Source organism: Streptomyces sp. NPDC045431, assembly GCF_040646655.1.
Lineage (GTDB): Bacteria > Actinomycetota > Actinomycetes > Streptomycetales > Streptomycetaceae > Streptomyces.
This window is the reverse complement of record NZ_JBEZAQ010000003.1, coordinates 78,214-101,938: the sequence shown is the minus strand read 5'-3', so window position 1 is coordinate 101,938 and position 23,725 is coordinate 78,214. Positions and strand designations below refer to the sequence as shown.

At 71.2% G+C, this 23,725-nt stretch carries 27 protein-coding genes and 1 tRNA gene; 20 read left to right on the top strand and 8 right to left on the bottom strand.

What is annotated here, in order from left to right:
- Positions 1–212: 212 nt before the first annotated feature.
- From AB0A69_RS08940 to AB0A69_RS08870, 15 genes are all read left to right on the top strand, one after another.
- Complete coding sequence (locus AB0A69_RS08940) at positions 213–482, top strand: DUF6284 family protein (RefSeq protein WP_361417185.1); 270 nt, start codon at positions 213–215, stop codon at positions 480–482.
- Positions 479–925: a Pycsar system effector family protein gene (locus tag AB0A69_RS08935; protein ID WP_361417182.1), complete on the top strand. Its 447-nt coding sequence runs from the start codon at positions 479–481 to the stop codon at positions 923–925. The genes AB0A69_RS08940 and AB0A69_RS08935 overlap by 4 nt, the downstream gene beginning before the upstream one ends.
- Complete coding sequence (locus tag AB0A69_RS08930; protein WP_361417179.1) at positions 922–1,233, top strand: hypothetical protein; 312 nt, start codon at positions 922–924, stop codon at positions 1,231–1,233. The genes AB0A69_RS08935 and AB0A69_RS08930 overlap by 4 nt, the downstream gene beginning before the upstream one ends.
- A complete protein-coding gene (locus AB0A69_RS08925; RefSeq protein WP_361417176.1) occupies positions 1,230–2,348 on the top strand; it encodes a conjugal transfer protein in 1,119 nt (372 codons plus the stop codon). The genes AB0A69_RS08930 and AB0A69_RS08925 overlap by 4 nt, the downstream gene beginning before the upstream one ends.
- A complete protein-coding gene (locus AB0A69_RS08920) occupies positions 2,348–2,686 on the top strand; it encodes an RRQRL motif-containing zinc-binding protein (RefSeq protein ID WP_361417173.1) in 339 nt (112 codons plus the stop codon). Before AB0A69_RS08925 ends, AB0A69_RS08920 begins: the two co-directional genes overlap by 1 nt.
- A gap of 24 nt (positions 2,687–2,710) precedes the next feature.
- Entirely contained in the window at positions 2,711–3,088 is a 378-nt protein-coding gene (locus AB0A69_RS08915; RefSeq protein WP_361417170.1) for a DUF6251 family protein, read from the top strand.
- Positions 3,088–3,282, top strand: a complete 195-nt coding sequence (locus AB0A69_RS08910) for a hypothetical protein (RefSeq protein ID WP_361417167.1) — start codon at positions 3,088–3,090, stop codon at positions 3,280–3,282. The genes AB0A69_RS08915 and AB0A69_RS08910 overlap by 1 nt, the downstream gene beginning before the upstream one ends.
- A gap of 75 nt (positions 3,283–3,357) precedes the next feature.
- A complete protein-coding gene (locus AB0A69_RS08905; protein WP_361417164.1) occupies positions 3,358–3,543 on the top strand; it encodes a DUF6257 family protein in 186 nt (61 codons plus the stop codon).
- Between the two features lie 91 nt (positions 3,544–3,634).
- Positions 3,635–5,761: an FtsK/SpoIIIE domain-containing protein gene (locus AB0A69_RS08900; protein ID WP_361417161.1), complete on the top strand. Its 2,127-nt coding sequence runs from the start codon at positions 3,635–3,637 to the stop codon at positions 5,759–5,761.
- A 198-nt stretch (positions 5,762–5,959) separates the two neighbouring features.
- The gene (locus AB0A69_RS08895; RefSeq protein ID WP_361417158.1) at positions 5,960–6,253 is read left to right on the top strand and encodes a hypothetical protein; all 294 of its coding nucleotides are present in this window, start codon (positions 5,960–5,962) and stop codon (positions 6,251–6,253) included.
- An 84-nt stretch (positions 6,254–6,337) separates the two neighbouring features.
- Entirely contained in the window at positions 6,338–7,063 is a 726-nt protein-coding gene (locus tag AB0A69_RS08890) for a DNA methylase (protein WP_361417155.1), read from the top strand.
- The gene (locus tag AB0A69_RS08885; protein ID WP_361417152.1) at positions 7,060–7,908 is read left to right on the top strand and encodes a DNA primase; all 849 of its coding nucleotides are present in this window, start codon (positions 7,060–7,062) and stop codon (positions 7,906–7,908) included. Before AB0A69_RS08890 ends, AB0A69_RS08885 begins: the two co-directional genes overlap by 4 nt.
- Before the next feature lie 2 nt (positions 7,909–7,910).
- Positions 7,911–9,386, top strand: coding sequence for an ATP-binding protein (locus AB0A69_RS08880; RefSeq protein WP_361417149.1), 1,476 nt, complete (start codon positions 7,911–7,913; stop codon positions 9,384–9,386).
- 493 nt (positions 9,387–9,879) lie between these two features.
- Complete coding sequence (locus tag AB0A69_RS08875; RefSeq protein WP_361417146.1) at positions 9,880–10,083, top strand: helix-turn-helix domain-containing protein; 204 nt, start codon at positions 9,880–9,882, stop codon at positions 10,081–10,083.
- A 64-nt stretch (positions 10,084–10,147) separates the two neighbouring features.
- Positions 10,148–11,545 (top strand): tyrosine-type recombinase/integrase, encoded by a 1,398-nt coding sequence (locus tag AB0A69_RS08870; RefSeq protein WP_361417143.1) that lies wholly within the window; start codon positions 10,148–10,150, stop codon positions 11,543–11,545.
- 44 nt (positions 11,546–11,589) lie between these two features.
- Here the strand turns inward: AB0A69_RS08870 and AB0A69_RS08865 are convergent.
- A tRNA-Thr gene (locus tag AB0A69_RS08865) sits at positions 11,590–11,668 on the bottom strand.
- 269 nt (positions 11,669–11,937) lie between these two features.
- Between AB0A69_RS08865 and AB0A69_RS08860 the strand changes: the two genes are divergently transcribed.
- The 4 genes from AB0A69_RS08860 to AB0A69_RS08845 all read left to right on the top strand — a co-directional run bounded on the left by AB0A69_RS08860 (position 11,938) and on the right by AB0A69_RS08845 (position 15,220).
- Positions 11,938–12,336, top strand: coding sequence for a helix-turn-helix domain-containing protein (locus AB0A69_RS08860; RefSeq protein ID WP_361418397.1), 399 nt, complete (start codon positions 11,938–11,940; stop codon positions 12,334–12,336).
- A gap of 427 nt (positions 12,337–12,763) precedes the next feature.
- Positions 12,764–13,864: a sn-glycerol-3-phosphate ABC transporter ATP-binding protein UgpC gene (gene ugpC, locus AB0A69_RS08855; RefSeq protein WP_361417140.1), complete on the top strand. Its 1,101-nt coding sequence runs from the start codon at positions 12,764–12,766 to the stop codon at positions 13,862–13,864.
- A 209-nt stretch (positions 13,865–14,073) separates the two neighbouring features.
- Positions 14,074–14,487 (top strand): hypothetical protein, encoded by a 414-nt coding sequence (locus tag AB0A69_RS08850; RefSeq protein ID WP_361417138.1) that lies wholly within the window; start codon positions 14,074–14,076, stop codon positions 14,485–14,487.
- 16 nt (positions 14,488–14,503) lie between these two features.
- Positions 14,504–15,220, top strand: a complete 717-nt coding sequence (locus AB0A69_RS08845; RefSeq protein ID WP_361417135.1) for a nucleotidyltransferase family protein — start codon at positions 14,504–14,506, stop codon at positions 15,218–15,220.
- Positions 15,221–15,242: 22 nt separating this feature from the next.
- On the opposite strand, the gene AB0A69_RS08840 is transcribed toward AB0A69_RS08845, so the two are convergent.
- From AB0A69_RS08840 to AB0A69_RS08810, 7 genes are all read right to left on the bottom strand, one after another.
- Positions 15,243–16,028: a hypothetical protein gene (locus AB0A69_RS08840; RefSeq protein ID WP_361417132.1), complete on the bottom strand. Its 786-nt coding sequence runs from the start codon at positions 16,026–16,028 to the stop codon at positions 15,243–15,245.
- 110 nt (positions 16,029–16,138) lie between these two features.
- Complete coding sequence (locus AB0A69_RS08835) at positions 16,139–17,770, bottom strand: DoxX family protein (protein ID WP_361417129.1); 1,632 nt, start codon at positions 17,768–17,770, stop codon at positions 16,139–16,141.
- A 95-nt stretch (positions 17,771–17,865) separates the two neighbouring features.
- Entirely contained in the window at positions 17,866–18,816 is a 951-nt protein-coding gene (gene rlmB, locus AB0A69_RS08830) for a 23S rRNA (guanosine(2251)-2'-O)-methyltransferase RlmB (RefSeq protein WP_355355641.1), read from the bottom strand.
- A 77-nt stretch (positions 18,817–18,893) separates the two neighbouring features.
- Entirely contained in the window at positions 18,894–20,294 is a 1,401-nt protein-coding gene (cysS, locus tag AB0A69_RS08825) for a cysteine--tRNA ligase (RefSeq protein ID WP_361417126.1), read from the bottom strand.
- Positions 20,295–20,332: 38 nt separating this feature from the next.
- A complete protein-coding gene (gene ispF / locus AB0A69_RS08820; protein ID WP_361417123.1) occupies positions 20,333–20,821 on the bottom strand; it encodes a 2-C-methyl-D-erythritol 2,4-cyclodiphosphate synthase in 489 nt (162 codons plus the stop codon).
- Positions 20,811–21,566 (bottom strand): 2-C-methyl-D-erythritol 4-phosphate cytidylyltransferase, encoded by a 756-nt coding sequence (ispD, locus tag AB0A69_RS08815; RefSeq protein ID WP_361417120.1) that lies wholly within the window; start codon positions 21,564–21,566, stop codon positions 20,811–20,813. The genes ispF and ispD overlap by 11 nt, the downstream gene beginning before the upstream one ends.
- 300 nt (positions 21,567–21,866) lie before the next feature.
- Positions 21,867–22,349: a CarD family transcriptional regulator gene (locus AB0A69_RS08810; protein WP_003953493.1), complete on the bottom strand. Its 483-nt coding sequence runs from the start codon at positions 22,347–22,349 to the stop codon at positions 21,867–21,869.
- 627 nt (positions 22,350–22,976) lie between these two features.
- Here AB0A69_RS08810 and AB0A69_RS08805 point away from each other — a divergent pair.
- Positions 22,977–23,669, top strand: coding sequence for a DUF461 domain-containing protein (locus tag AB0A69_RS08805; RefSeq protein WP_361417117.1), 693 nt, complete (start codon positions 22,977–22,979; stop codon positions 23,667–23,669).
- The last annotated feature ends 56 nt before the right edge of the window (positions 23,670–23,725 follow it).

The window sequence follows — 23,725 nt, the reverse complement described above, 5'->3', positions numbered from 1 at the left end:
CTCCGCGTGACGTACAGCGCGACCCCGACCACTCCGCAGCGCTGGTGCGCTGCGGCCGGTTGCCTCCTCTGCCCGTCCGGGGCCCTTCGCGGGGTGCCGTACGGGCGGGGCTGAGGGGAGCCGGATTGCTGGTTCCAACGGCGCGCGCCCCCGGTGCGGGAACACCGGGGGCGCTGTTCGGGCCGTTCGCCCTTGGAGAGGAGCACGACCCAATGGACCACATCGTCACTGTTCAGGACGCTGTTACCGCGTTCGCCGACTTCATGGAGCCGACGAACGCGGAGCTGAACGCGATCGAGCGGGAGATGCCCGTGATCCTCGCGGACGTCGACCTGCTCGACTCGTACATCGTCACCCTCGACCGCACGCCGACCGAGCTGGACGAGCGGCGTATCCGCCGGGCCCGCCGCCGCGCGCTGGCCGCCCGGGTCGCGCTGGTCAACCGCACGGCCGGTACGAGCCTTTACGGCGGTGCCGCGTGAGTGCCACCGACCGGAACCTGATCGCCGCGCACGCCGAGGTCAAGGCGGAGATCGCGCGGACCGACACCAAGACGGCGCTGCTGCTGGCGTTCGTCGGCGCGGTGCTCGCCGGTACCTGGACCGTCGCGCGGGACCTGCCGCTGAACTGGCCCGCCATCGTCACGGGCGGGATCGGTCTGGGGCTGCTGGTGGCGGCGGCCGGGCTGCTGCTGCGCTCGGTCCGCCCGAACCTGGGCGGCCGACACGGTTTCCCCCTGTGGGCCACGCTGACCGCCGAGGAGATCAGCGCCGCCGTCGCGGGCGACCTGGCCGCCGACATCGCCGGCCTGTCCCGGCTGGCGGTCGCCAAGTTCACCTGCCTGCGCCGCGCGGTCGACCTCACCATGACCGGCGGCGCCCTGCTCATCCTCGCCGCCCTGCTCACCGCCGGAGGTGCGGTATGACCGCTCGGAGCACCGCCTGGCCCGAGGGCGTCATCGCCCGCTACATCACCATCGCCGGGTCGTCCCTGGCCCGTGAAGACCTCGCCGTCGACGTCGAGATCCTGACCACCGTCGACTACGGCGACCCGTACTCCACCCGCAGCACCTGCCGCGGCTGCGCGGAATGGGACGACTGGGACTACGACCGATACCGCAACTACCGCGAGCCGTCGTCTCGGGCGCGTGCCTCCCAGGACGAGGCCCGCGCGTGGGCGCAGGCCCACGCGGAGAAGTGCCGCGCCCTGCCAAGGCCGGAGGGTGCGCGATGACCGGCGCGAAGCTGACCCGCGTACAGATCGGGGTGCTGACGGCCGCGTTCGTGCCGATGCTGGCCACGGGCGTGTTCGGAGGGATCGGCACCTACAGCAACATCGGACACGCCTACGGCAAGGGCACCGCGCTCGGCGCACTCGCCGCCGGTGAGGGCGCCACCGCCGTACTGGCTCTGGTCCTGCTGGGGCTGACCATGCTGGGGCAGTCCTCCCCGCGCATCGTGCGGGTCGGGCTGTGGGCGCTGCCGGCCGCCGCCGCCGTCATGGGCGCGATGGCCGCCCCCGACCCGGGCCGCACCGTCATCTACGCCCTGACCCCGATGGGCATGTCCGTCTCGGCCGAGGGCATGGCGTTCCTGGCCCGGCGGATCGTGGTGCACACCGACGGCCACGACGCGGAGAACGAACGCCGCACCGCCGATCTGGTGCAAGCGCTCGCCTACCACCGCGCCCGCGCCACCCAGCACCCCAGCGACCGGGTCAGGAAGCGATCGGATCGGGCGTCGTGGCGGCTGGCCCGCAAGGTCGGTGTCGGTGATGTGGCCCTCGGATCGAGGCTGCTGGAAGTGCAGCGCGCCCGCGTCACCGCTGGTGCGGATGCCGCCCTCGCCTCGATGTTCGGCGGCACAGTCCCCTCCACCGCCCTCGATGCCACCCCGGAAGCGAATGCGGAGGAATCCACCCGGTTCAGCATGAAACGGTCTATGGCTGACCTGCCGGAATCGACCCCGGACCCCGTGGTCACCCTGACACGGCTGACCGTGCCCGATCCGGTCGCAGTCGACCTGGGTAAGTCGGCCCCGGACCTCAAGCCGCTCACCCCGGCCGGTCCCGCTCCGGTGGCCTCGATCGAGCGGCGCGCGGTGGCGGCGGAGTCGACCCGCCCGCGTCGCGCCACCGGCCGCCTCCCGGCGGTGGCGAAGTCGCCCCGACCGAAGCGCACACCGGAGCAGCTTCTCGCCGAAGCGCGGGCGGCGACGGCGGACTGGCCGGACGCGAAGGTGACCGGCGAAGGCATCCGCCGCGCCATCCACACGTCACCGGCGAACGCCCGGACGCTGCGGGACACCCTGCTCGCCGAACGCGCCGCCGCATCGGCTGAGGCGGCGTGATGGGGGCGCTGCCGGTGTTCCGGTGGCGCCTGGCCCCGGACGGCTACGCCACCCGCCGCCAACTTCGCGCACGCGGTCTGCGGCCCGGCGGCCAGGACGTCGCCGCGCAGCTCGAACGCCCCCGTCGCCGCCGGGGCCCGCTGGTCGCCTACCTCTACCGGGTCGATCTGGCCAAGCCGGTCCGGCCCATGACCCCGGCCCGGTGGGCGGCCCTGGCCAAGGCCAACGCCGCCCGCCGCATCTGCCCTCAGTGCCAGCGCGATGCCGGGTACGTCATCCCGCCCTCGCTCGGCATGTGCAGCCCGTGCGCCTACCGCGGCACCTCCCTCGCCGCCTGACCCTGCCCAAGGAGGCAGTCAGTCATGACCAACCTTCCCGAACCGCTCCGGGTAGTGCAGCTCCCGGACGGCACCTACACCTACGCCGACCAGCTGCCCGCCATACAGTCCACCGCCGTGCCGCAGGTGGTGCACCAGCACATCCACCAGGCCCCGTCCGACCGCACGGTGCAGCGCATCGCGCTCGGCTCCGGGATCGGTGCCGGCGCGGTCGCGGCCGGGGTCTACTTCGGCCCGCTGCTCGTCGGCGCGCTGACCGCCATCGCCGCCAACCTCGCCATCCTCGCGTTCCTCGCCGTCGCCATGGCCTGGGGTGTCGTGAGCGTGGTCCGGTCGGTCGGCGGTGCGGAGGGCAAGGCCGCCGCCAACACCCTCACCCGTGCTCGCCGGAAGGGGAAGTGATGTTCAACGCCGGAGACAAGGTGCTGATCGTCGCGTGCGAGGACGACCCCCGCGCGGTCGGCAAGACCGGCCGGGTGCTGGACGAGGTCCCGCCCGGCCCGCTCACGGACGGCCGCTGGACCGTCGACCGAATCAGTTTCTGGATCGCCCCGGTCCTGGTCCACAGCCACGAGATCCGCAAGGTCAGCGACTGACGGTTGCCTGTCCGCCCCGGCTCGTTCCGGGGCGGGTGGGGAGCCGGACAGACCGGCCCCAGGAAGGCATCCGCCATGGGCAAGCACGAGTCGGAACCCAAGCTCAGCACCGCCGAAAAGGCCAAGGTCGCCTACTACGTGGCCCGCATGTGCAAGCGCGGTCTGGCGGGCGAGACCGTCCACCAGACCGACCTGGAGCGCAAGGTCGAGCGCGTCATCGACGGCGCCCGTCAGCGCGAGGAACGCGCCGCGAAGAAGTAGCTACGCCCCGGGGGCGGCCGTCCCGGCCAAGGAACCAGGCCGCCCCCGGGCCCAACCCGTCCAGCACCAGGCCAGACAGGAGAGTCCCAGCATGACGCACAACGTCGTCCCGCTGTTCAAAGACCCGCCCCCGGCGACCCCGGAGACCGTTGCGGAGACCACCCCGGTCCCGTCGGCGGACGCCGTACGGCCGGTGCGGGTGCGGAAGCGCACCGGCCGGGCGATGGCGGACGCGGTGACCCACGAACGCACCCGGGCTGTGGGCCGGTTCGCCGTCCGGCACACCTCCTACGTCCTCGGCGGTACGCGCATCACGGCCCGCCGGGCGTGGGACGGCCGCACGGGTGCCCGCTACGAGCGGATGCTCCGCGCGGCTGAAGCTGCGGGGAACTACGAGGCGGCGGGCGAGTGGGAGGAGCGGCTGCACCGTTTCCGCGCCGACCGGCACAAGCGCCGCATGGACCTGCTCACCGCCCCCGAGCGCCTGGTGAAAGGCGCTGCCGTGGGAACCGCGGGCGGGATAGGGCTGCTGATCGCGATCGGGGTCGCGCTGGCCATCGCCAACGAGGACGTCACCGACGTCGTCACCCCGCTCATGGCCCTGGTCGAGCTCATCCGGCTGCTCGTGGTGATCGTTCAGGTGGTGTGGGGCCCGCTGGTCGCCCTCGGCCCGTGGCTCGCCCTCGCGGGCCTGTGGGCGGTGGGGCGTCACCGTGGCGCCGCCCCGAGCTGGTCCCTCCCCGCCGGGAAGCGTACGGATGACGCGGGGGCGCCGATCACGCCGTCGATCGTGGTCACCGCCCTGCGCGATCTCGGGATCGCACCTCTGCGCAACGCCATCAAGGAGATGGGCGACGCCGGCGCCGCGATGCTCGGCCCCATCCGGATCGCCGGATGCGGCGTGGAAGTCGACGTCACCCTCCCCTCCGGGGTGTCGACCGACCAGGTGCAGGGGCGGCGGCGCAAGCTCGCGGAGAACCTCAACCGGCACGAGCACGAGGTGTTCATCACCATCCCGACCGCCGCCCGCACCGTCCGGCTGTGGATCGCGGACTCCGGCGCGCTGGACGAGCCGATCGGCCCCTCCCCGCTCGTCACCGACCAGACACTGACCGCCGACTACACCAAGGGACGGGCCCCCTGGGGCCAGGACCTGCGCGGGGATGCCGCCGCGATGAGCCTGTATCAGCGGCATCTGCTCATCACGGGCCTGTCCAACCAGGGCAAGACCGCCGCGCTGCGGGCGCTCGCCCTGTGGGCCTGCCTGGACCGCCGGGTGGAATTCCGTATCGCCGACCTCAAGGGCGCCGGCGACTGGGCCATGTTCGACGGCCTTGCCACCGTGCTGATTCAGGGCCCGGCCGATGAGCAGGTGATCGAGGCCACCGAGATGGTCGAGAGCCTGGTCGAAGAGATGAACCGCCGGATCGAGATCCGCCGCCGCGACCCGGGCGCGGTCTTCAACCCCCTGATCGGCATCGTGGACGAAGCACAGGTGGCGTTCATGTGCCCGGTCAAGGACGAGGAGGGACGCCCCTACGGCGGCTCCAAGGCCGTCTCCCGCTACTTCATGGGCGTCCGCAAGGTCCACAACCAGGGCCGCGTGGTCGACGTGCTGCTGTGGGAGGGCACGCAGGACCCCACCGACCAGAACCTTCCCAAACTCGTGCGCGAGGGCGCCCACACGCGCGCCTCCCTCGCCCTGGGCACCGAATCCCAGGCCCGCATGGCGCTGGGCGACAAGGCCGTCGACGGCGGCGCCGCCCCGCACCTGCTGCGCCAGGGCCTGGACAAGGGAACGCTGGTCGTCGCATCCGACGGGATCGAGATCCCCGCCGGGCAGGCGTCCATCACGGTCCGGACGCACTACATCGACGACGAGCAGGCCACCGCCATCACCGACCGGGCCAAGGCCCTGCGCGACGGCGTCACCACCCTGCACGCCATCGAGCACAACGAGGATCACGACCCGCTCGCTGACATCGCCTCCGTCATCGGCGACGCGCCCCGCGTGCGGACCAAGGACGTGCTGGCACGGCTCGCCGCGCTCAACACGGCCGCCTACGGCGACTGGTCGTTCATCGACCTCAAGCGCGTTCTGGACCACGCAGGCGCCGAGCCCTACAAGTCCGACGGCGTCATGGTCGTCTCCCGCGACCGCGTCGCCCGCGCCCTCGCCAACCGCGACACGGACGGTTCCGCTTCCGCCACCCAGTAGAGGGAGTCGCACCCCTCCCGGGCCAGGGAGGCAGGGAGAACTCCCTCACCCACTCCCTGACCCGCATCCCTGGGCCTGACCAGCGCAAACACCCCTTCAGGGAGGCAGGGAGGCACCCCGCAACGAGGGCCGAAACGGCCCGGAAAGACGCCTCCGGGGTGCCTGCTCCCGCCTCCCTCCGGACGAGCGAGGAGAGCCGTGATCCGCCTCCGCATCCAACACACGCACTGGCCCCGCCGGGCCCTGATCCTCACCGACACCCCGCGCCCCGACTGCTGGGCGTGCGGTGGGGAGGGCGGCCACCACCGCGACTACGGCGACTACGAGACCGGTGAGTACGCGGGCACCGAGTGGGAGCCCTGCCCCTGCTGGCAGGAAGACCGCCGGTGGGTCCTGCTGCCCCTCCCGCGCCTCCCCCAGCCCTGGCGCCGTCGCCGCCCCGCCCCCGACCCGTGGGGCCCCAGCGGCTACAGCAACGAACCGCCGTTCTAGCAACGCCGAAGGCGGCCCCCTCACGCCAATGACCGGGGCCGCCCTCGTGATCCAGCACAGTCGAGAGAACTGGAGACACCCAGCATGACCCATGCCACCCCGATCCGGCGAGACGCCGACCGGCCGCTACTACTCGACCTGTTCTGCTGCGCTGGCGGCGCCGCCATGGGCTACCAGCGGGCCGGGTTCGATGTCGTCGGCGTTGACATCCGCCCCCGCCCCAACTACCCCTTCACCTTCGTCCAGGCCGACGCCCTGAAGTACCTGGCCGCCCTGATCGCGTCCGGGGAGATCACCCGGTACGCGTTCGTCCACTCCTCGCCGCCGTGCCAGGCCGGCTGCGCCCTCACCGTGGGGACCAACCGGGCCATGGGTTGGGGCGGCACGCACGTCGACCTCGTGCCGCCGACACGTGAGCTGTTGGAGGCGTCCGCCCTGCCGTACGTCATCGAGCAGCCCAACGGCCGGGCGGAGATCCGCAAGGACCTCACCCTGTGCGGCGAACAGTTCGGCCTCGGGGTGATCCGGCACCGCAACTTCGAGCTGGGCCGCTGGACGGCCGCCCAGCCCGCACACAAGCCGCACAGGGGCAGGGTGCGCGGGTGGCGGCACGGCGAGTTCTTCGACGGCCCGTACGTCGCTGCCTACGGCAACGGCGGCGGCAAACCGTCCGTTCCGGAGCTTCAGACGGCCATGGGCATCACGTGGACCGACGTCCGCGAGGAACTGACCGAAGCCATCCCCCCGGCCTACAGCCAGTGGATCGGCGCCCGGTTCCTCACCCAGGCCCGGCTGGAGGCAGCGGCATGACCCCCGTATCCGACACCCTCACGCCCGCGCTTACGTTGGCCGCGGGCGGCCTGCCGGTTCTTCCGTTGCGCGCCGACAAGCGTCCGTTCGGCAACTGCCCGGACTGCCGTGACAACGCGTGCGGCGGGCGGCCGAACATGAAGACCCCCGGACCGTGCCAGTGCCCGCGTCCGTGCCACGGATGGGCCGCCGCCACCACCGACCCCGCCGTGTTGTCCTCCGCCTCCTGGGCGGCTGCCTGGCGCCGTGCCGGGGCCGTCGCCTACCACCCCGGCGCCGCCGCGGTCACCGTGGTGGACCTGGACGACGCGGACGCGATCACGTGGGCCCGCGAAACTCTGCCCCCGACCCGTACCGTCGCCACGACGCGTGGAGAGCACTGGCTCTACCGGGGAACGATGCAGTCGGCCAACGGTGTGCGGGCGGGCGTGGACATCAAGTCGTCCATGTCCTACGCCCGCTGGCTCGGCCCCGGCACCGGCGTCATGGCGGCCCTGCCGCCGGTCGTCCGCGCCCTGGTCGAGAAGAAGCCGTCCACGGTCCGGCCGGGGGCATCCACCGTGACCGTGCCCGCGCCCGGCGGGGGCAGGCAGTGCCGTCACCGATCCCCCGCGTATCTGGAGCGGGGAATCGCCATGGCCGAGCAGCGCATCACCGACGCCACCAGCGCGATCCACAACACCGTGTACCGCACGTTCCTCGCGGTGCTGTCCACGCACGGCCGGTGCGGCTGCCTCGCTGACGCCCACATCGAGCGGCTGTTCGCCGCCGCGCAGGCCAAGGGGGAATCCCCGCGGCACTGTACGGACGCGTGGGCCAACGCCACCACGGCTTTGGGGATGTGACCGTGTCCGAGGACGAGAAGAACCCGGCCCGCGAGGTCATCACCGACTACGCACAGCAGCACTTCCGGTACTTCCGCACGGTCGACGGCACCGTCTACGCCCAGCGCAACGGCCACCCCGTCGCCCGCCCGATCCGCTCCCAGGGCACGACCGGCAGCCACCGTCAAGAACTCATGGTCGGCCTGTTCCGCGACGGCCTGGGCGTCTTCAACGGAACCGCCTTGAAGGAGGCACTCGACTTGATCGAAGCACTCGCGCTCACCGAGGACGTCCAGCCCGTCCACATCCGCGTCGCCCCCGGCTTCGACGGCGCTACCTGGCTCGACCTGGGCCGCGACGACGGGCTGTCCGTCCGCATCCACCCCACCGGCTGGGACATCCTCACCCCCGACCCGCGCGAGGTCTGCTGGCGCCGCACCCAGCTCACCGGCGAACTCCCGCTACCGGTCAAGGACACCGACGGCAAAGGCATCGACCTACTGATGCGGCTGTGCAACTTCTCCGACGCCCGCGCCGAGTCCCTGGCCCTGGCCTGGCTGATCGGCTGCCTCGGCCCCGACGTCCCCGTCCCCGCCCCGTTCCTCACCGGCCCCCAGGGCGCGGGCAAGTCCACCGCCGGGAAGATGCTCGTGCGGATCATCGAGGGCATGAGCGGCGACCTGCGCCGCGCGCCGAAGGACGAGGAGAACCTCATCACGGCCGTCGCGGCCGGATGGGTCACCGGCCTGGACAACCTCTCCCACCTCGGCCCGGACCTGTCCGACCTGATGTGCTGCATCGTCACCGGCGCCGAGAACATCAAGCGGGCCCTGTTCACCGACGGCGACGTCGTCCGCTCCCGCTACCGCCGTCCCATGCTGCTGACCGGCATCGACGTCGGCGTCATCCGCCCCGACCTCGCCGAGCGCCTCCTCCCCCTCCGTCTGGAACGCCCACGGGTGCGGCGGACCGAGGCGGAGCTGTGGGCGGAGTTCGCACGCGACTTGCCCACCATCCTCGGGTCCGTGCTCGACCTGGCCGTCGAGGTCCGTGCGACCCAGGCCGACATCCCCACCGACCTGCGGATGGCCGACTTCGCCCACCTGTGCGCGCAGCTGGACGCCGCCAAGAACTTCGGGGCCTTGGACGCCTACCGGGCCAGCCTGGACGACCTCAACGACGACGTCATCGAGGGCGACCTCCTCGCCCAGACCGTCCTCAAGCGCGCCGCCGACATCGAGCCCGGCACCGAGGTCCGGATGACGTCCGCCGAGTGGCTGCACGGCCTGACCCAGCTCTACACCGGCGAGGGAGAGTTCCGGCCCCTGCCCAAGGGCTGGCCCACCACCGGCAAAGTCCTCTCCGACCGCCTCAAGCGCCTCCAGCCCGTCCTCGCCGCCCGCGGCGTCCTCATCGACTGGGGCCGCACCCGCTCCGCCCGCTACATCGAAATGGCCCGCCCCAAGCCCCCACAGGGCGAGCCGCAGCAGATGTTCTAGATCTCGCGCCACACGGCGTCCGCACAAGCAAGAGGAGCACCCCGCCCGGCGCCGCCCGGTGCTCCTCTTGCTCTTCGGCGGCTCGCCGCCGCTCAAAGGCGTGCCGCTCTGCGGCTCCTTCTTCACGCCCGAACGCGCGCACAACAACAGGCACAGAGCCCTCTTTTTCCTAAGTAGGAAGACGCTGCGTCACCCGCGTCACCACGAGCCCCAAAACGGCCCTGGCCTGCAGCAACGGGGGTGACGCAGAACCCGAATCTCTGCGTCACCCTTCGTCACCTGCGTCACCCCATGACGGACGGCTCCGTCACCCGTGACACAGCCCCCACCGCCCTGCGTCACCCAAACCCGCAGGTCAAAGGCCCAAATGACGCTGATGACGCCGTGACGCAGAAATCCCCACCTCGGACAGGTGCCGCTCGCCCAGACGTCACCCTCCAACGCCACAACTCCCGGACACGAGCCCCGGAACTCCGCCATGAAGGAGCACCCAGTGACTACCGCGATGGAGCCCACCGTCAGTCGCGCGTTGTTCACCGTCAAGGACGCCGCCGACTACCTCTCCCTCGGCCGCTCGACCCTCTACGAGCTGATGGCCGCCGGCGTCCTGCCGTACGTGAAGGTCGGCCGCGCCCGGCGCGTCCGGCGGACCGACCTGGACGCGTTCGCCGCCGGACTCCCGCAGCAGACCGTCTGACCCCCGAACCACCCGAGGCGGCCCCCGGCCTTCACCGGGGCCGCCTCGCTCATGAGAGGAAGCGATGAGCCCCCGCAAGCCGAACATGGAGTCATCCATCTACCTGGGCACCGACGGCCGGTGGCACGGCCGCGTGACCATGGGCGTGAAGTCCGACGGAAGCCCAGACCGCCGCCACCGGACGGGCAGGACGGAAGCCGAGGTGACCCGTAAGGTTCGCGCGCTGGAGAAGCTGCGCGACGAGCAGCGGGCGCCGAAGGCGGGCCGGGTGCCGACCGTACAGCAGTGGATGGAGACGTACCTGACGACGATCGCGAGCCTGAAGCTCAAGCCGCGGTCGCTGGACGACTACTGGTCCAAGACCCGCAACGACATCATCCCGGGCATCGGTCAGCATCGGCTGAACAAGCTGGAGCCGGAGCATCTGGAGGCCATGTACGCGGCGATGCTGGAAGAGGGGCACGCGCCCTCCCACGTGCTGAAAGTGCACCGCATCCTGTCCCGGGCGCTGAAGATCGCCCATCGGCGGCGGATGATCGTGGAAAACGTGGCAACGCTAGTCGACCCGCCGACGCTGGAGGAGACGGAGGCGAATCCGTTCACACAGGAAGAAGCGCGCGCGTTTCTGGAGGCAGCGTCAAGACGCCCCACCTTCGTGCGCTGGCTCGTCGGTGTCGGGATGGGATTCCGGCAGGGCGAGGCGCTCGGCTTCCGGTGGCCGTACGTCGACCTGGACGCGGGGCTCTTCCACCCCCGCTGGCAGCTCCAACGGCTCACTTGGAAGCACGGCTGCGCCGACCCGCGTGCGTGTGGTGAGCGGCTGCACCGATTCGAGCCGTGCCCGCCGGACTGCACCGTCCACAAGGCGTACAAGCGTGGCTGCCCCAAGCCGTGCGCGCAGGGGTGCACCAAGCACGCCAGTGCCTGCCCGGAGCGGAAAGGCGGTGGCCTGGTCTTCACGCGCCCCAAGACGAAGAAGAGCCAGAACCCGGTCCCGATCCCACCACCGTTCATCCCGCCCCTGCGGGAGCTCCGGGCCCTGCAGCAGGAGATGCGGGTGGCCGCTGGTGACCTTTGGCAGGAGCACGACGTCGTGTTCGCGCGCCCGGATGGCCGACCACTCGACCCGCGGCAGGACTACGAGGAGTTCAAGGAACTGCTCGAAGAGGCGGGGATCGATGATCGGAGGCTCTACGACGGGAGCCGCCACACGGCCGGCACGATCCTGAACGAACTCGGCGTGGACATCGTGACCATCATGGAGATCCTCCGGCATACCCAGATCAGCCAGACGAGACGGTACGTCAAGGGACGCTCCGAGCTGTCGCGAGCCGCCATGCGGCAGATGGGTAGCGTCTTCCTGCCCCAGCCCCAGCAGCCCATTCCGGCCCCTACTGAGACCACAACTGAGACCACGGACACCCGCGCAGCCCGTGCGCGCCGCCGACGGCGTATCCGCTGAACGAGAAAACCCGACGTAGGAACGTTCCTAGGTCGGGTTTTCAGTGGAGCCCCCTGTCGGATTCGAACCGACGACCTACGCATTACAAGTGCGTTGCTCTAAACCGGACTGAGCTAAGGAGGCAACGCTCACGCGCGAGTGAGCGCGAGGCCTCCCCACTGTACACAGCGCCGGATGCCGAAGCCACGAGGTTCCTCCCCTCGCAACCTCCCGCCCACCTGTTCGTTGAGCGAACTGAAGTGCAGTGCAGAAGACCGGATCCTGGGGGTGGGGCGGTGACCGAGGGGGCACCTGATCGCGTGCGGATCACCGGCGCGGAGGCCAAGCGCGTCAAGCGCGAGACGCTGGGCATCGGCGACCGGCGCAAGCACCGGACACGCGCCGCCGCTCCGATGCGCAGCCGCGCGAAAGAGGCCGATACGCAGCAGCGTGTCTACCGCTTCCGCTTCTATCCGACCCCCGAGCAGGCTCAGCAGCTTGAGCGAACCTTCGGCGCGTGCCGGTGGGTCTACAACCAAGGCCTCACACTCCGCTCGGAGGCGTGGGAGAAGTACCGGGTGTCCGTGGGCTTCGCCGAGACGGGTTCCAGCGGTTCTTCCGGAAGACGGAGAAGTATCCGACGTTCAAGCGAAAGCGGGTGTCACGGGACTCGGCGACGTACGTCCGCACCGGCTTCCGGTGGGTGGAGGATCCGGAGCGCCCGGGAACCGGCCTGGTCACACTGGCCAAGCAGACGACTCCGCTGGATGTCCGGTGGTCGCGCTCCCTGCCCGTCGGGGTGGTGCCGGTGAAGCTGACGGTGACGCAGGACAGGGCAGGACGGTACTTCGTCGCCCTGCTGGTGGAGGAGCGGATCACTCCCCGGCTGCGTGAGCCTCAATGCAGTACGGACCGATGGGCCGTCGGCCGTCATGCCTGTGGAGCCCACGTAAGACCGTCCGGGCGTGGCCCTCGAGGGTCATGGCCGGGCGGCAAGGGGTGAGGAAGCAGGAAGGGGTGTCCGCGAGGGCGCCTACGCACCGCGTGCGACGGGGCGCGGCCACAAGAGAGGTGCTCTGCCACCACCCGCACGAGACCAAAGTCGCCCGCCTCCACCTACTGACAGACGCCATCCGGCCAGGTACCGTCACCCGGAGTTCACCCACGTGGACTAGACCCATCACTTCCTTCCACTCGGATCGTCCGGCACGTTCCTGCCGGTGAAGGGATCACATCACCATGGCTTCCGTCACGTTCGACAAAGCGACCCGGATCTACCCCGGGGGCACCAAGCCCGCCGTCGACCAGCTCGAGATCGAGATCGCCGACGGCGAGTTCCTCGTCCTCGTCGGCCCGTCCGGCTGTGGCAAGTCCACCTCCCTGCGCATGCTCGCCGGCCTGGAGGACGTCAACGGCGGCGCGATCCGCATCGGGGACCGCGACGTCACGCACCTGCCGCCGAAGGACCGGGACATCGCCATGGTGTTCCAGAACTACGCGCTGTACCCGCACATGACCGTCGCCGACAACATGGGCTTCGCGCTCAAGATCGCCGGCGTGAACAAGGCGGAGATCCGCAAGAAGGTCGAGGAGGCGGCGAAGATCCTCGACCTCACCGAGTACCTGGACCGCAAGCCGAAGGCGCTCTCCGGCGGTCAGCGGCAGCGCGTCGCGATGGGGCGGGCCATCGTGCGGGAGCCGCAGGTGTTCCTCATGGACGAGCCGCTGTCGAACCTCGACGCCAAGCTCCGTGTCTCCACGCGTACACAGATCGCGAGCCTGCAGCGCCGCCTCGGCATCACCACCGTGTACGTCACCCACGACCAGGTCGAGGCGCTGACGATGGGCGACCGCGTCGCGGTGCTCAAGGACGGGCTGCTGCAGCAGGTCGACACGCCGCGCAACATGTACGACCGGCCGGCGAACCTCTTCGTCGCCGGGTTCATCGGCTCCCCCGCCATGAACCTGGTCGAGGTCCCGATCACCGACGGCGGCGTGAAGTTCGGCAACAGCGTCGTCCCCGTGTCGCGCGAGGCGCTGGCCGCCGCGACCGACAAGGGCGACAAGACCGTGACGGTCGGTGTCCGCCCGGAGCACTTCGACGTCGCGGGCGCCGAGAGCGACCAGGGCGTGGCGGTCCTGGTCAACGTCGTCGAGGAGCTCGGCGCCGACGGGTACGTGTACGGCTCCGCCCGCGTCGGCGGCGAGGACGACAAGGACCTGGTGGTCCGCGTCGGCGGCCGCTCCATCCCGGAGAAGGGCTCCGTGCTGCACGTCGTGCCGCGCCCGGAGGAGATCCACGTCTTCTCGACCTCCACGGGCGAGCGCCTCAGCGGCTGACGCCCTCATCACCCCGGCACGGCCCCGCACTTCGGTGCGGGGCCGTTCCCGTAGGTCCGTCCGTCCGCCCGGATGTCGACAAATACCCCGGCACATGGGTCATTTCGGACCCCGTTCGTCAACACCCGATTCGAAAAGGCGCGTCGAACCATCCCCCGTGGGGGTGACTAAATGTCTCCAAATCATCACTGGCCGCTACGCTCACGTCCGTGACCCACACAGCACGCCGAATCGGCCGCACTCTCGCCCTCGTCCTGCCCGTCGTCCTGGTGCTCTCCGGAACTCTCGCGGTCACCAGTGTCCCGTGGGCCGGCAGCCGCTCCGAGTCGCAGTTGCTCACCGCGTCGTCGGAGAACGTCTCCGTACGGGCCAAGTCCCGTGCACCGCAGGATATTCTCCGCGACCGCCTCCTCGCACAGCTTCAGGAGGAGAACCCCGGTGTCGCGCTGACCAGCCTGCAGCGCGAGGTGGAGGAGCGGCCGTCGCTCGCCAAGCACTGCATGTCGATCGCCCGCGCCCTCGGCCGCGCCGCCGTCCTCCACTACGGGCCCGTGCGCGCCCAGTCGTACTCCCGCCCCGTGTGCGACACGTCGTACGCCTCCGGCGTCGCGAACGAGAGCTGAGCCACCCTGTCGAGGTATGCACACCTCTCCGACGCAGGCCGTGATCCTGGCGGGCGGCCAGGGTTCGCGTCTGCGCCCGTACACCGACGACCGCCCCAAGCCGATGGTCGAGATCCCGGGAACCGGGACCCCGATCATCGGCCATCAGCTTTCCTGGCTCGCCGCTGAGGGCGTCACGGACGCCGTCGTCTCCTGCGGCCACCTCGCGGACGTCCTCCAACGCTGGCTGGAGACCGCCGAACTGCCGCTGCGCGTCACCACCGTCGTCGAGTCCGAGCCGCTCGGCCGGGGCGGCGGCCTGAAGTACGCGGCCGCGCGCCTGCCGCGCCCCGACCAGCCCTGGTACGCCACGAACGGCGACATCTGGACGCGCTTCTCGCTGCGCGAGATGGCCGCCTTCCACGCCGAGCGGGACGCCCTCGCCACTCTCGCGCTGGCCCGGCCCCGCATCCCCTGGGGCGCCGTCGAGACCGACACCTTCGGGAACGTCACCGACTTCGTCGAGGCGCCGCCGTCGCCGTACCTCATCAACGCCGGCGTGTACGTCCTCTCCCCCGCCTTCACACCGCTGCTGCCGGACGTGGGCGACCACGAGCGCACCACCTTCCCCCGCCTCGCCCGCGAGCGGCGCCTGGCGGGCTTCCCGCTGCCGCAGGGCGCCTACTGGCGGGCCATCGACACGGCGAAGGACCTGGAACGGGCGGCGGAGGAGCTCGCCGCGTACCAGTTCTGAGCTTGTCGTCGAACCCCGCGGCCTACCGGTCACGCGATGCTGATCTGGATCGATTGATCCAGGTGTCGCCCCTCTCTTCCCGCACGGAGCCGTGGAGGGCGTTGGCCAGAGCCTGGGCGTGCTCCGGGGAGATACCGAGGGCGAGCGGTACCCGTCGAGGGCTGTACGGGGACGAGCACACGGCGATCGGACTGTCGTCGGTCACGGTCCACCGGGGCCCGCCGGTCGGGTCCTGCTCGCCCACCAGGGTCGCGGCCAGCTCGTCGGCCGCGTCCGTACGTATCCCACAGCACGCGAGCGCTTGCGCCACGGTGTCACGCGCGTCGACGGGCATGTCGGCATCGCCGAGCATCGGCAGGAGCAGCAGGAGGCGCTGGGACGGATCGGACAGACCTTCGTCGCCGTCCTGCGCGCTCGCGGCGAGAGTGATGAGTTCGGCCCAGGACAGGCCCGGGCCGGCCTCGTCGGCGCCGCACTGCCCGAGGTGACCGAGTCGCCCCCATGCGGGGTGGCGGACGAAGAAGTCGACGTTGTTCTCGTCCTCGAAGGAGGCGTAGACGACGTAGGCCGTATGCCCACCGGCGAAGCGGACCCGCACGACGGGCCAGGGCTGCTCGGGGTCGCCGAGGCGATCCACCATCGCTTCGTAAGCCGATGCGTCCACCCCGTACCGCTCTGGCTCCCCACCCGGGTCACCCATCGTCAACAGGAGATGGGCGAGCCAGAAGGCGGGGTCTCGCACGAGATCCTCGCCCTCGACCAGGTCGCAGTCCTCGACGTACTCCGGGATGTGCACGGCGGCGCTCATAGCGGGAGGGTACGGAAGACCGGGGCCGAGCCTTCGGCCGGGTGGTGTCGCCGAGGGGCCGTCACCGTGGGGAACACGGTGACGGTCCCTCTCGCTCGTGTGTCGTGCGGTCAGCCGAGCAGGCCGCCGATCGGGTTCCGGTTGCCGCCGCTGGAACCGCCGTCCTCGGAGCCGCCCGAGCCGCTGTCGTCGGAGCCACCGCCGCCACCGCCCGAGGTGCCGGTGGAGCCGCTGGAGGACGGGCCCGAGCTGCTGCTGGCCGGCGGCTCCGGGTCCACGGGCCGGGACTGCTGCGGGGGCCGCTGGCCGGTGCCCTGCGTGGCGGTCGGCCGCTGCTCCTGCGCGCGCTCGCTCTCCCGGACGGTCCCGGCCGGGGTCGACTCGTCGGCGGTCGGCGACGTGGAGGTGGACGCGGACGGCTTGGGCGGCCGGTGGGAGGACTCGCCACGCGAGGACGGGGACTGCGAGCCGGGCTCCTGCGGCAGGGGCCGGCCGGGCAGGTGGTTCGTCGGGTCGTCGTTCGGCCCGGGCACGGTGACCATCTCGGTGGAGCGTACGGCTCCGCCGAGCACCGACCCGATGAGCAGCGTCAGGCCCACCACGACGGTCGCGACGAGCGCCCCGCGCCGCAGGACGCGGCGGCGCAGGTCCCACAGGGCGGAACGGGGGCCGAGCGTGCGCCAGGCCTCGCCGGCGAGGCGGCCGTCGATGGAGTAGACGGGGGCGCCCGCGATGATCAGCGGGGACCAGGCGGCGAGGTAGACGATGTCGGGCGCGTCGTACGCGGGGACGGTGCGCCAGCTGACGGTGAGGATGAGCGCGGCGGAGAGCAGCGCGCCGAAGACGGCCGCCACCCGCTGCCAGAGGCCGAGGACAGTGAGCACGCCGACGATGACCTGAGCGAAGGCGACGGTGAGTCCGGCGCCTACGGGGTGGGCGAGGGCGAAGTCCCGCAGCGGTTCGGCGGCGGGCCAGGGGTGGAGGGAGGTGAGCCACTTGACCATGGAGCCGCGCTCGCCGCCGTCGAAGTAGACGGGGTCGCAGAGCTTGCCCATGCCGGCGTAGATGGAGATGAAGCCGAGGAAGACGCGCAGGGGCAGCAGGACGACGCCGAGGTTCATGCGGCGGCCGGGGTAGTAGGCGTGCCGCTGGGCGGCGGCGTCGGCGTAGGCCGCGCGGCGGTCGCCGCTGCCGCGCGTGGGGGTGTCGTCCGCGGCGTAGTCGTCCTGGTCGGTGGTGTCGGCGTGGGCGGCGGGGCCGTGCCGGTCGCGCCCCCCGTAGGCGCTCCCCTCGTAGCCGCTGTCCCCGTAACCGCTCTCCTCATAGGCGCTTTCGGCGCGCCGCATGGGCGGCAGGAGGGGCGTCGGCATGGTGTCGTCGGAGAGGGTGACGCGAGGGATGACCTGGGTGGCGCCGGCGTCGCGCGACGGGTCGAGGGTGTCCACGGCGGCGGAGTCCCGTACGGCCTGCAGGAGGCCGGTCGCTCCGGGGTCGCCGGGTGACGACTTCCCGCTCCATACGACGGTCGCCCGCCGCCGTCCTCCCGCTCCCGCCGCGCCCGCGCTCACGGCGGGTACACGGGTGGTGGTTTCGGCGTACCGAGGCTTCTTGACCGGGGCGAGCTGCACCCGGAAGCTGGCGTGGTTCACGATGACCTGCGCGGGATCGCAATCCACCTTGACCATGCTCAACGCAGGCTGATCGTCGAACCCGGGCCGGGGCGTTCTGGTGTCCACACTCATCTAACCGAGTGACGCGGGGTTAGGACACTGCCTTGACGGCGGGGAAATGTCCGAGACCCGTCAAGATCATGACGGGTCTCGGATGGGTGTCCGCGTCAGGCGCGGCGGCGCGCCGCCTCGTACAGGACGACACCGGCCGCGACACCGGCGTTGAGCGACTCGGCGCCGCCCGGCATCGGGATGCGGACGAGGAAGTCGCAGGTCTCGCCGACCAGGCGGGAGAGGCCCTTGCCCTCGCTGCCCACGACGATGACGACCGGGCCGCCGAGGGCGTCCAGCTCGTGCACCTCGGTGTCACCGTCGGCGTCCAGGCCGACGACGGTGATGCCGGCCTTCTGGTACGCCTCCAGGGCGCGGGTCAGGTTGGTGGCGCGGGCGACCGGGGTGCGGGCGGCGGTGCCGGCCGCGGTCTTCCAGGCGCCTGCGGTCATGCCGGCCGCGCGGCGCTCGGGCACGACGACGCCGTGGCCGCCGAAGGCGGAGACGGAGCGGACGACGGCGCCGAGGTTGCGCGGGTCGGTGACGCCGTCGAGGGCGACGATCAGCGGGTCCTCGCCGTCGTCGAAGGCGGCCGCGGCGAGGTCCTCGGGGTGGGCGTACTCGTACGGCGGGACCTGGAGGACGAGGCCCTGGTGGTTGAGGCCGTTCGTCATGCGGTCGAGCTCGGCGCGCGGGGCCTCCATGAGGTTGATGCCGCCGCGGTCGGCCGCGAGCTTCAGCGCGTCGCGCACCCGCTCGTCGTTGTCGATGAACTGCTGGACGTACAGCGTCGTCGCGGGTACGCCGTCGCGCAGCGCCTCGAAGACGGGGTTGCGGCCGACGACCATCTCGGAGAGGCCCTTGCCGCCGCGGCGGGCGACCTGGCGGCGGTGCGCCTGCTTGGCCTTGGCGTTGGCGACGCGGTTCTTCACATGTCCCTTGCGGGCGGACGCGGGCGGCGTCGGGCCCTTGCCTTCCAGGCCCCGGCGCCGCTGGCCACCGCTGCCGACCGTCGCGCCCTTCTTGTTGGACGTGCGGCGGTTCCTGCGCTGGCTGTTCCCGGCCATGACTTACCTGCTCTGGTCGATGCGTGTCGTACGTACGTCTATATGAAGCGTCTATATGAAGTGTGCCAGCGCGGGGGCTACCGCGCGCCGAGCGTCCAACGCGGGCCGTCGGGGCTGTCCTCGATGACCAGGCCGGACTGGCCGAGCTGGTCGCGGATCGCGTCCGCCGTCGCCCAGTCCTTGCGGGCCCGCGCCGACTGGCGCTGGTCCAGGACCATGCGGACGAGGCTGTCGACGACGCCGTGGAGGTCCTCGCCCCGGTCGGCCTCGCCCGCCCAGTGCGGGTCGAGCGGGTCCAGGCCGAGGACGCCGAGCATGGCGCGGACCTCGGCGAGGCGGGCCACTGCGGCGTCCTTGTCGTCGGCGGCGAGCGCGCTGTTGCCCTGGCGCACGGTGGTGTGAATGATCGCGAGCGCCTGCGGGACGCCCAGGTCGTCGTCCATCGCCTCGGCGAAGGCGGGCGGCACCTCGGCGGCCGGCTCGACGGCCTTGCCGGCCTTCTCGACGACCCGCTGGATGAAGCCCTCGATGCGCGCGAAGGCGGACTCGGCCTCGCGCAGCGCCTCTTCGCTGTACTCGATCGTCGACCGGTAGTGCGGGGTGCCCAGGTAGTAGCGCAAGACGATGGGCCGCCACTGCCGGACCATCTCGGAGACGAGCACGGAGTTGCCCAGTGACTTGGACATCTTCTCGCCGCTCATGGTCACCCAGGCGTTGTGCACCCAGTACTGGGCGAAGTCGTCGCCGTACGCCTTGGCCTGCGCGATCTCGTTCTCGTGGTGCGGGAAGACCAGGTCGAGGCCGCCGCCGTGGATGTCGAAGGCGGTCCCCAGGTACTTGTGCGCCATCGCCGAGCACTCCAGGTGCCAGCCGGGGCGGCCGCGGCCCCACGGCGTCTCCCAGTCGGGCTCGCCCGGCTTGGTCGCCTTCCACATGGCGAAGTCGCGCGGGTCGCGCTTGCCGGTGATGCCCTCCTCGGCGGGCTGGCGCAGATCGTCGATGTCCTGGTTCGACAGCGACAGGTACTCCGGGAAAGAGCGCACGTCGAAGTAGACGCTGCCGTCCGCCACGTACGCGTGACCGCGCTCGATGAGGCCGCGCATCATCTCGACCATCTCGGTCACGTGCCCGGTGGCGCGCGGCTCGTAGGTGGGCGGGAGGCAACCGAGGGCCTCGTAGCCGTCGTTGAACGCGCGCTCGTTCTCGTACCCGATGGCCCACCAGGGGCGGCCCTGGTCCGCGGACTTGGCGATGATCTTGTCGTCGATGTCCGTGACGTTGCGGACGAACGTCACGTCGTAGCCGCGGTAGGCGAACCAGCGGCGCATGATGTCGAAGTTCAGTCCGGACCGGATGTGCCCGATGTGCGGGGCGGCCTGCACCGTGGCGCCGCACAGGTAGATCGAGACACAGCCCGGCCTGAGCGGGGTGAAGTCACGGATCTGCCGGGCGCTGGTGTCGTACAGGCGAATAGTCACCACTCCAGAGTAGTGGGCCGGTGCCAGTGCCCCGTGCCTCAGGTGGTACGGACGAGCAGAGCCGTCGCGATGGCGGCGAGGCCCTCGGCGCGGCCGGTGAGGCCGAGGCCGTCCGTCGTCGTGCCGGACACGGACACCGGGGCGCCGGCCGCCGCGCTGAGCGCCTTCTGCGCCTCGTCGCGCCGCTTGCCGATCTTCGGGCGTACGCCGATGACCTGGACGGCGATGTTGCCGATCTCGAAGCCCTCGGCGCGGACGATCCGGGCGGCCTCGGCGAGCAGGGTGACACCGGAGGCGCCGGACCACTCGGGGCGGGAGGTGCCGAAGTGAGCGCCGAGGTCGCCGACACCGGCGGCGGAGAAGAGCGCGTCACAGGCGGCGTGGGCGGCGACGTCGCCGTCGGAGTGGCCGGCGAGGCCGTAGCCGTCGGAGTCCTCCCAGAGGAGGCCCGCGCACCACAGCTCGCGGCCCTTCTCGAAGGCGTGGACGTCGGTGCCGATGCCGATGGTCGGCAGGCTAGAAGCCATCGTTGGCCCTCCTGCGGGCGAGGACCGCCTCCGCGAGGAGGAGGTCGAGGGGGCGGGTCACCTTGAACGCCTCCTCGTGGCCGGGGACGGCCACGACCGGCTCGCCGAGCTGCTCGACCATGCCGGCGTCGTCGGTGACGCTGCCGGTGACGGTCGTGTGCGCGCGCACGAGGGTGTCGCGGTCGAAGCCCTGCGGGGTCTGTACGGCGCGGAGCGTGGCCCGGTCGGGCGTGGCGACGACCGGCTCGGGTTCGCCCTTCTCGGCGTCCTGGCGCGGCTCGACCTGCTTGACGGTGTCGGCGAGCGGCAGTGCGGGCACGACGGCGACGGCCCCGTCCCGTACGGCCTCGATGACCGCGTCGACGGTGTCGACGGGCACCAGCGGGCGGGCCGCGTCGTGGACGAGGACGGTGGTGATGCCGTCGGGCAGGGCGTCCAGGCCGAGGCGGACGGACTCCTGGCGCGTCTCGCCGCCGGGCACGACGAGGTAGTCGGTGCGCTCGGGGAGCGCGTGCGCGTCGAGGAGGTTCTTGACCTCGGCGGCGCCCTCGGGCGGGGCGACCACGACGACGAGCGAGACCGCTCGGGAGGCCGCCATGGCGCGTACCGCGTGGATGAGGATGGGGGTGCCGTTCAGCGCGCGGAGCGCTTTGGGGGCGCCCGGGCCGAGCCGTACGCCCCGGCCCGCTGCGGGGATCACCGCGGCGGTGCGGGCCGCGCGTGCGGGGGGTGCTTCGTCAGACATGGGTTGCACTCCGGCAGGTTTGTTGACTCGGCCGATTTGGGTATGGCCTTGGAGGCACGCCCGGACCGGAGGACGGTCGGGGTAGTGTCGGCGCGGCGCCTTGACCGGACCCTTGCCCCTTCCGTGACGACGGTCGAGCGGGCCGCACCGGCCGGGGTGCGGACATGCCGCAGCGCCCGGCGACGTGCTGTTGATCCGTACGTTCCGTACGAGTGGATCACAGCATGTCAGCGGGCACTGCGGTAACGCTTCGCGTCAGAACCGCTTGCGCGTCAAGACGTGCGCGTCAAGACGTGCGTGTCAGGACGCGAGGACCTCGTCGAGCAGGGCCTCGGCCTTGTCCTCGTTGGTGTTCTCGGCGAGCGCGAGCTCGCTCACCAGGATCTGGCGCGCCTTCGCGAGCATGCGCTTCTCTCCGGCGGAGAGACCGCGCTCACGCTCACGGCGCCACAGGTCACGCACCACTTCGGCGACCTTGATGACATCGCCGGAGGCGAGCTTCTCGAGATTTGCCTTGTAGCGACGGGACCAGTTCGTCGGCTCCTCGGCGTACGGTGCGCGCAGCACCTCGAAGACCCGGTCCAGCCCGTCCTGACCGACCACATCGCGCACGCCGACGAACTCCGCATTGTCCGCTGGCACACGAACCGTCAAGTCGCCCTGGGCGACCTTGAGCACCAAGTAGGTCTTGTCCACGCCTTTGATCTGGCGAGTTTCGATGGCCTCGATCAGCGCGGCCCCGTGATGGGGATAGACCACGGTGTCGCCAACCTTGAACGTCATGTGACAGGTACCCCTTCCGTGGCTATCCAGGGTAACACGAGAACAGCTTCTTCTGAATGGCGTTTTCGCAGGTCAGGGCATATCTCGGGGCTTGACAACACCGACGGGAACGTGCTGCGGAGGGCTTGCGGAAGGGGGTATTCGCAGGTCGGAGCGGCTGCACGGGCAGGCGGAAACGGGCCCGATACACGCATCCGGCTGCGGCGCGGCGAGGATGAACGTCCTGTTTTGTCGGGTTCGAAGCGGTGAAGATCACGTACTCCGTTCGGATGTCGGTCACCCGCTCGGACGATGGCGGCCATGATTCCCGAATTGGCGCGCGAGTGATCACCGAGGCTTTTCGGTTAACGAATGCGGAATTGATCAAGGAGGGTTATGTGAACGCCGTACGAGTGGGGTGAGGGGGTGGGGTGAGAGGGCCGGGTGAGAGGGCCGGGTGGCGGAGGCCGACACGGACCGGGGACGGACGGGGGATGGACCGGGAACGGGTCGGGGGCGGGTCGGGTGCGGGAGCGGGGAGAGGGGTCGGTAACCTGAGCCCGCTGAGTGATCCTTAGCTCAGGCTTACCCGTCCGTCTTCGGTCGCCGTCATCCGTCCGTCCGTACGTCCTAGGAGTTGCCGCCGCCGTGAGCCGCAGCCTTCGACGCGGCGCCCTCGCCGCCACCGCCATCGTGTTCTCGATCGCCTCGCTCTCCGCCTGCGGCGCCGGCAATGACGCCCAGACGCTCCAGATCAGGCCGGACAACGCCGCCACCACCGTGGGCGACATCAAGGTGCAGAACGCCACGGTGCTCACGCAGGCGGGAGGGGGGAAGGACGGCGCCGCCGTCGTCTCCGCCACCGTCTTCAACGGCGGCGACAAGCCCGAGACGCTGGAGGGCATCCAGCTGCCGGGCTCCGACGCCACGGTGAAGCTCTCGCCCGCCGAGGGCTCGGGCGCCGTCACCGTCCCGGCGAACGGCTCGATCGTCATCGGCGGCCAGGGCAACGCCTCCGCGGTCATCGAGAACGTCGGGGACGCCGCCACCAACGGCGAGGCCCGCGAGGTCGTCTTCAAGCTCAGCGAGACCGGTGACGTGAAGCTGGACGCGTTCGTCGTGCCGGCGACCGGCTACTACGCGGACTTCGGCCCGTCGCAGGCCCCGAAGTCCCCGGAGTCCCCGGAGGCGACGAAGTCGCCCGAGGCCACGCCGACCGGTTCGCCCACCGGTTCGCCGACCGGCTCCCCCACGGGTTCGCCCGCGCAGGGCGAGACGCAGGGCCAGGCCAGCCCCGGCGCCCCGGCGGGCGGCGAGCAGTCGCACGCGGCCGACCACTGAGGTACCACTGACGTACCGCTGACGTAGCAGCGCGCGAGGGGCGCCCCACCGGACCT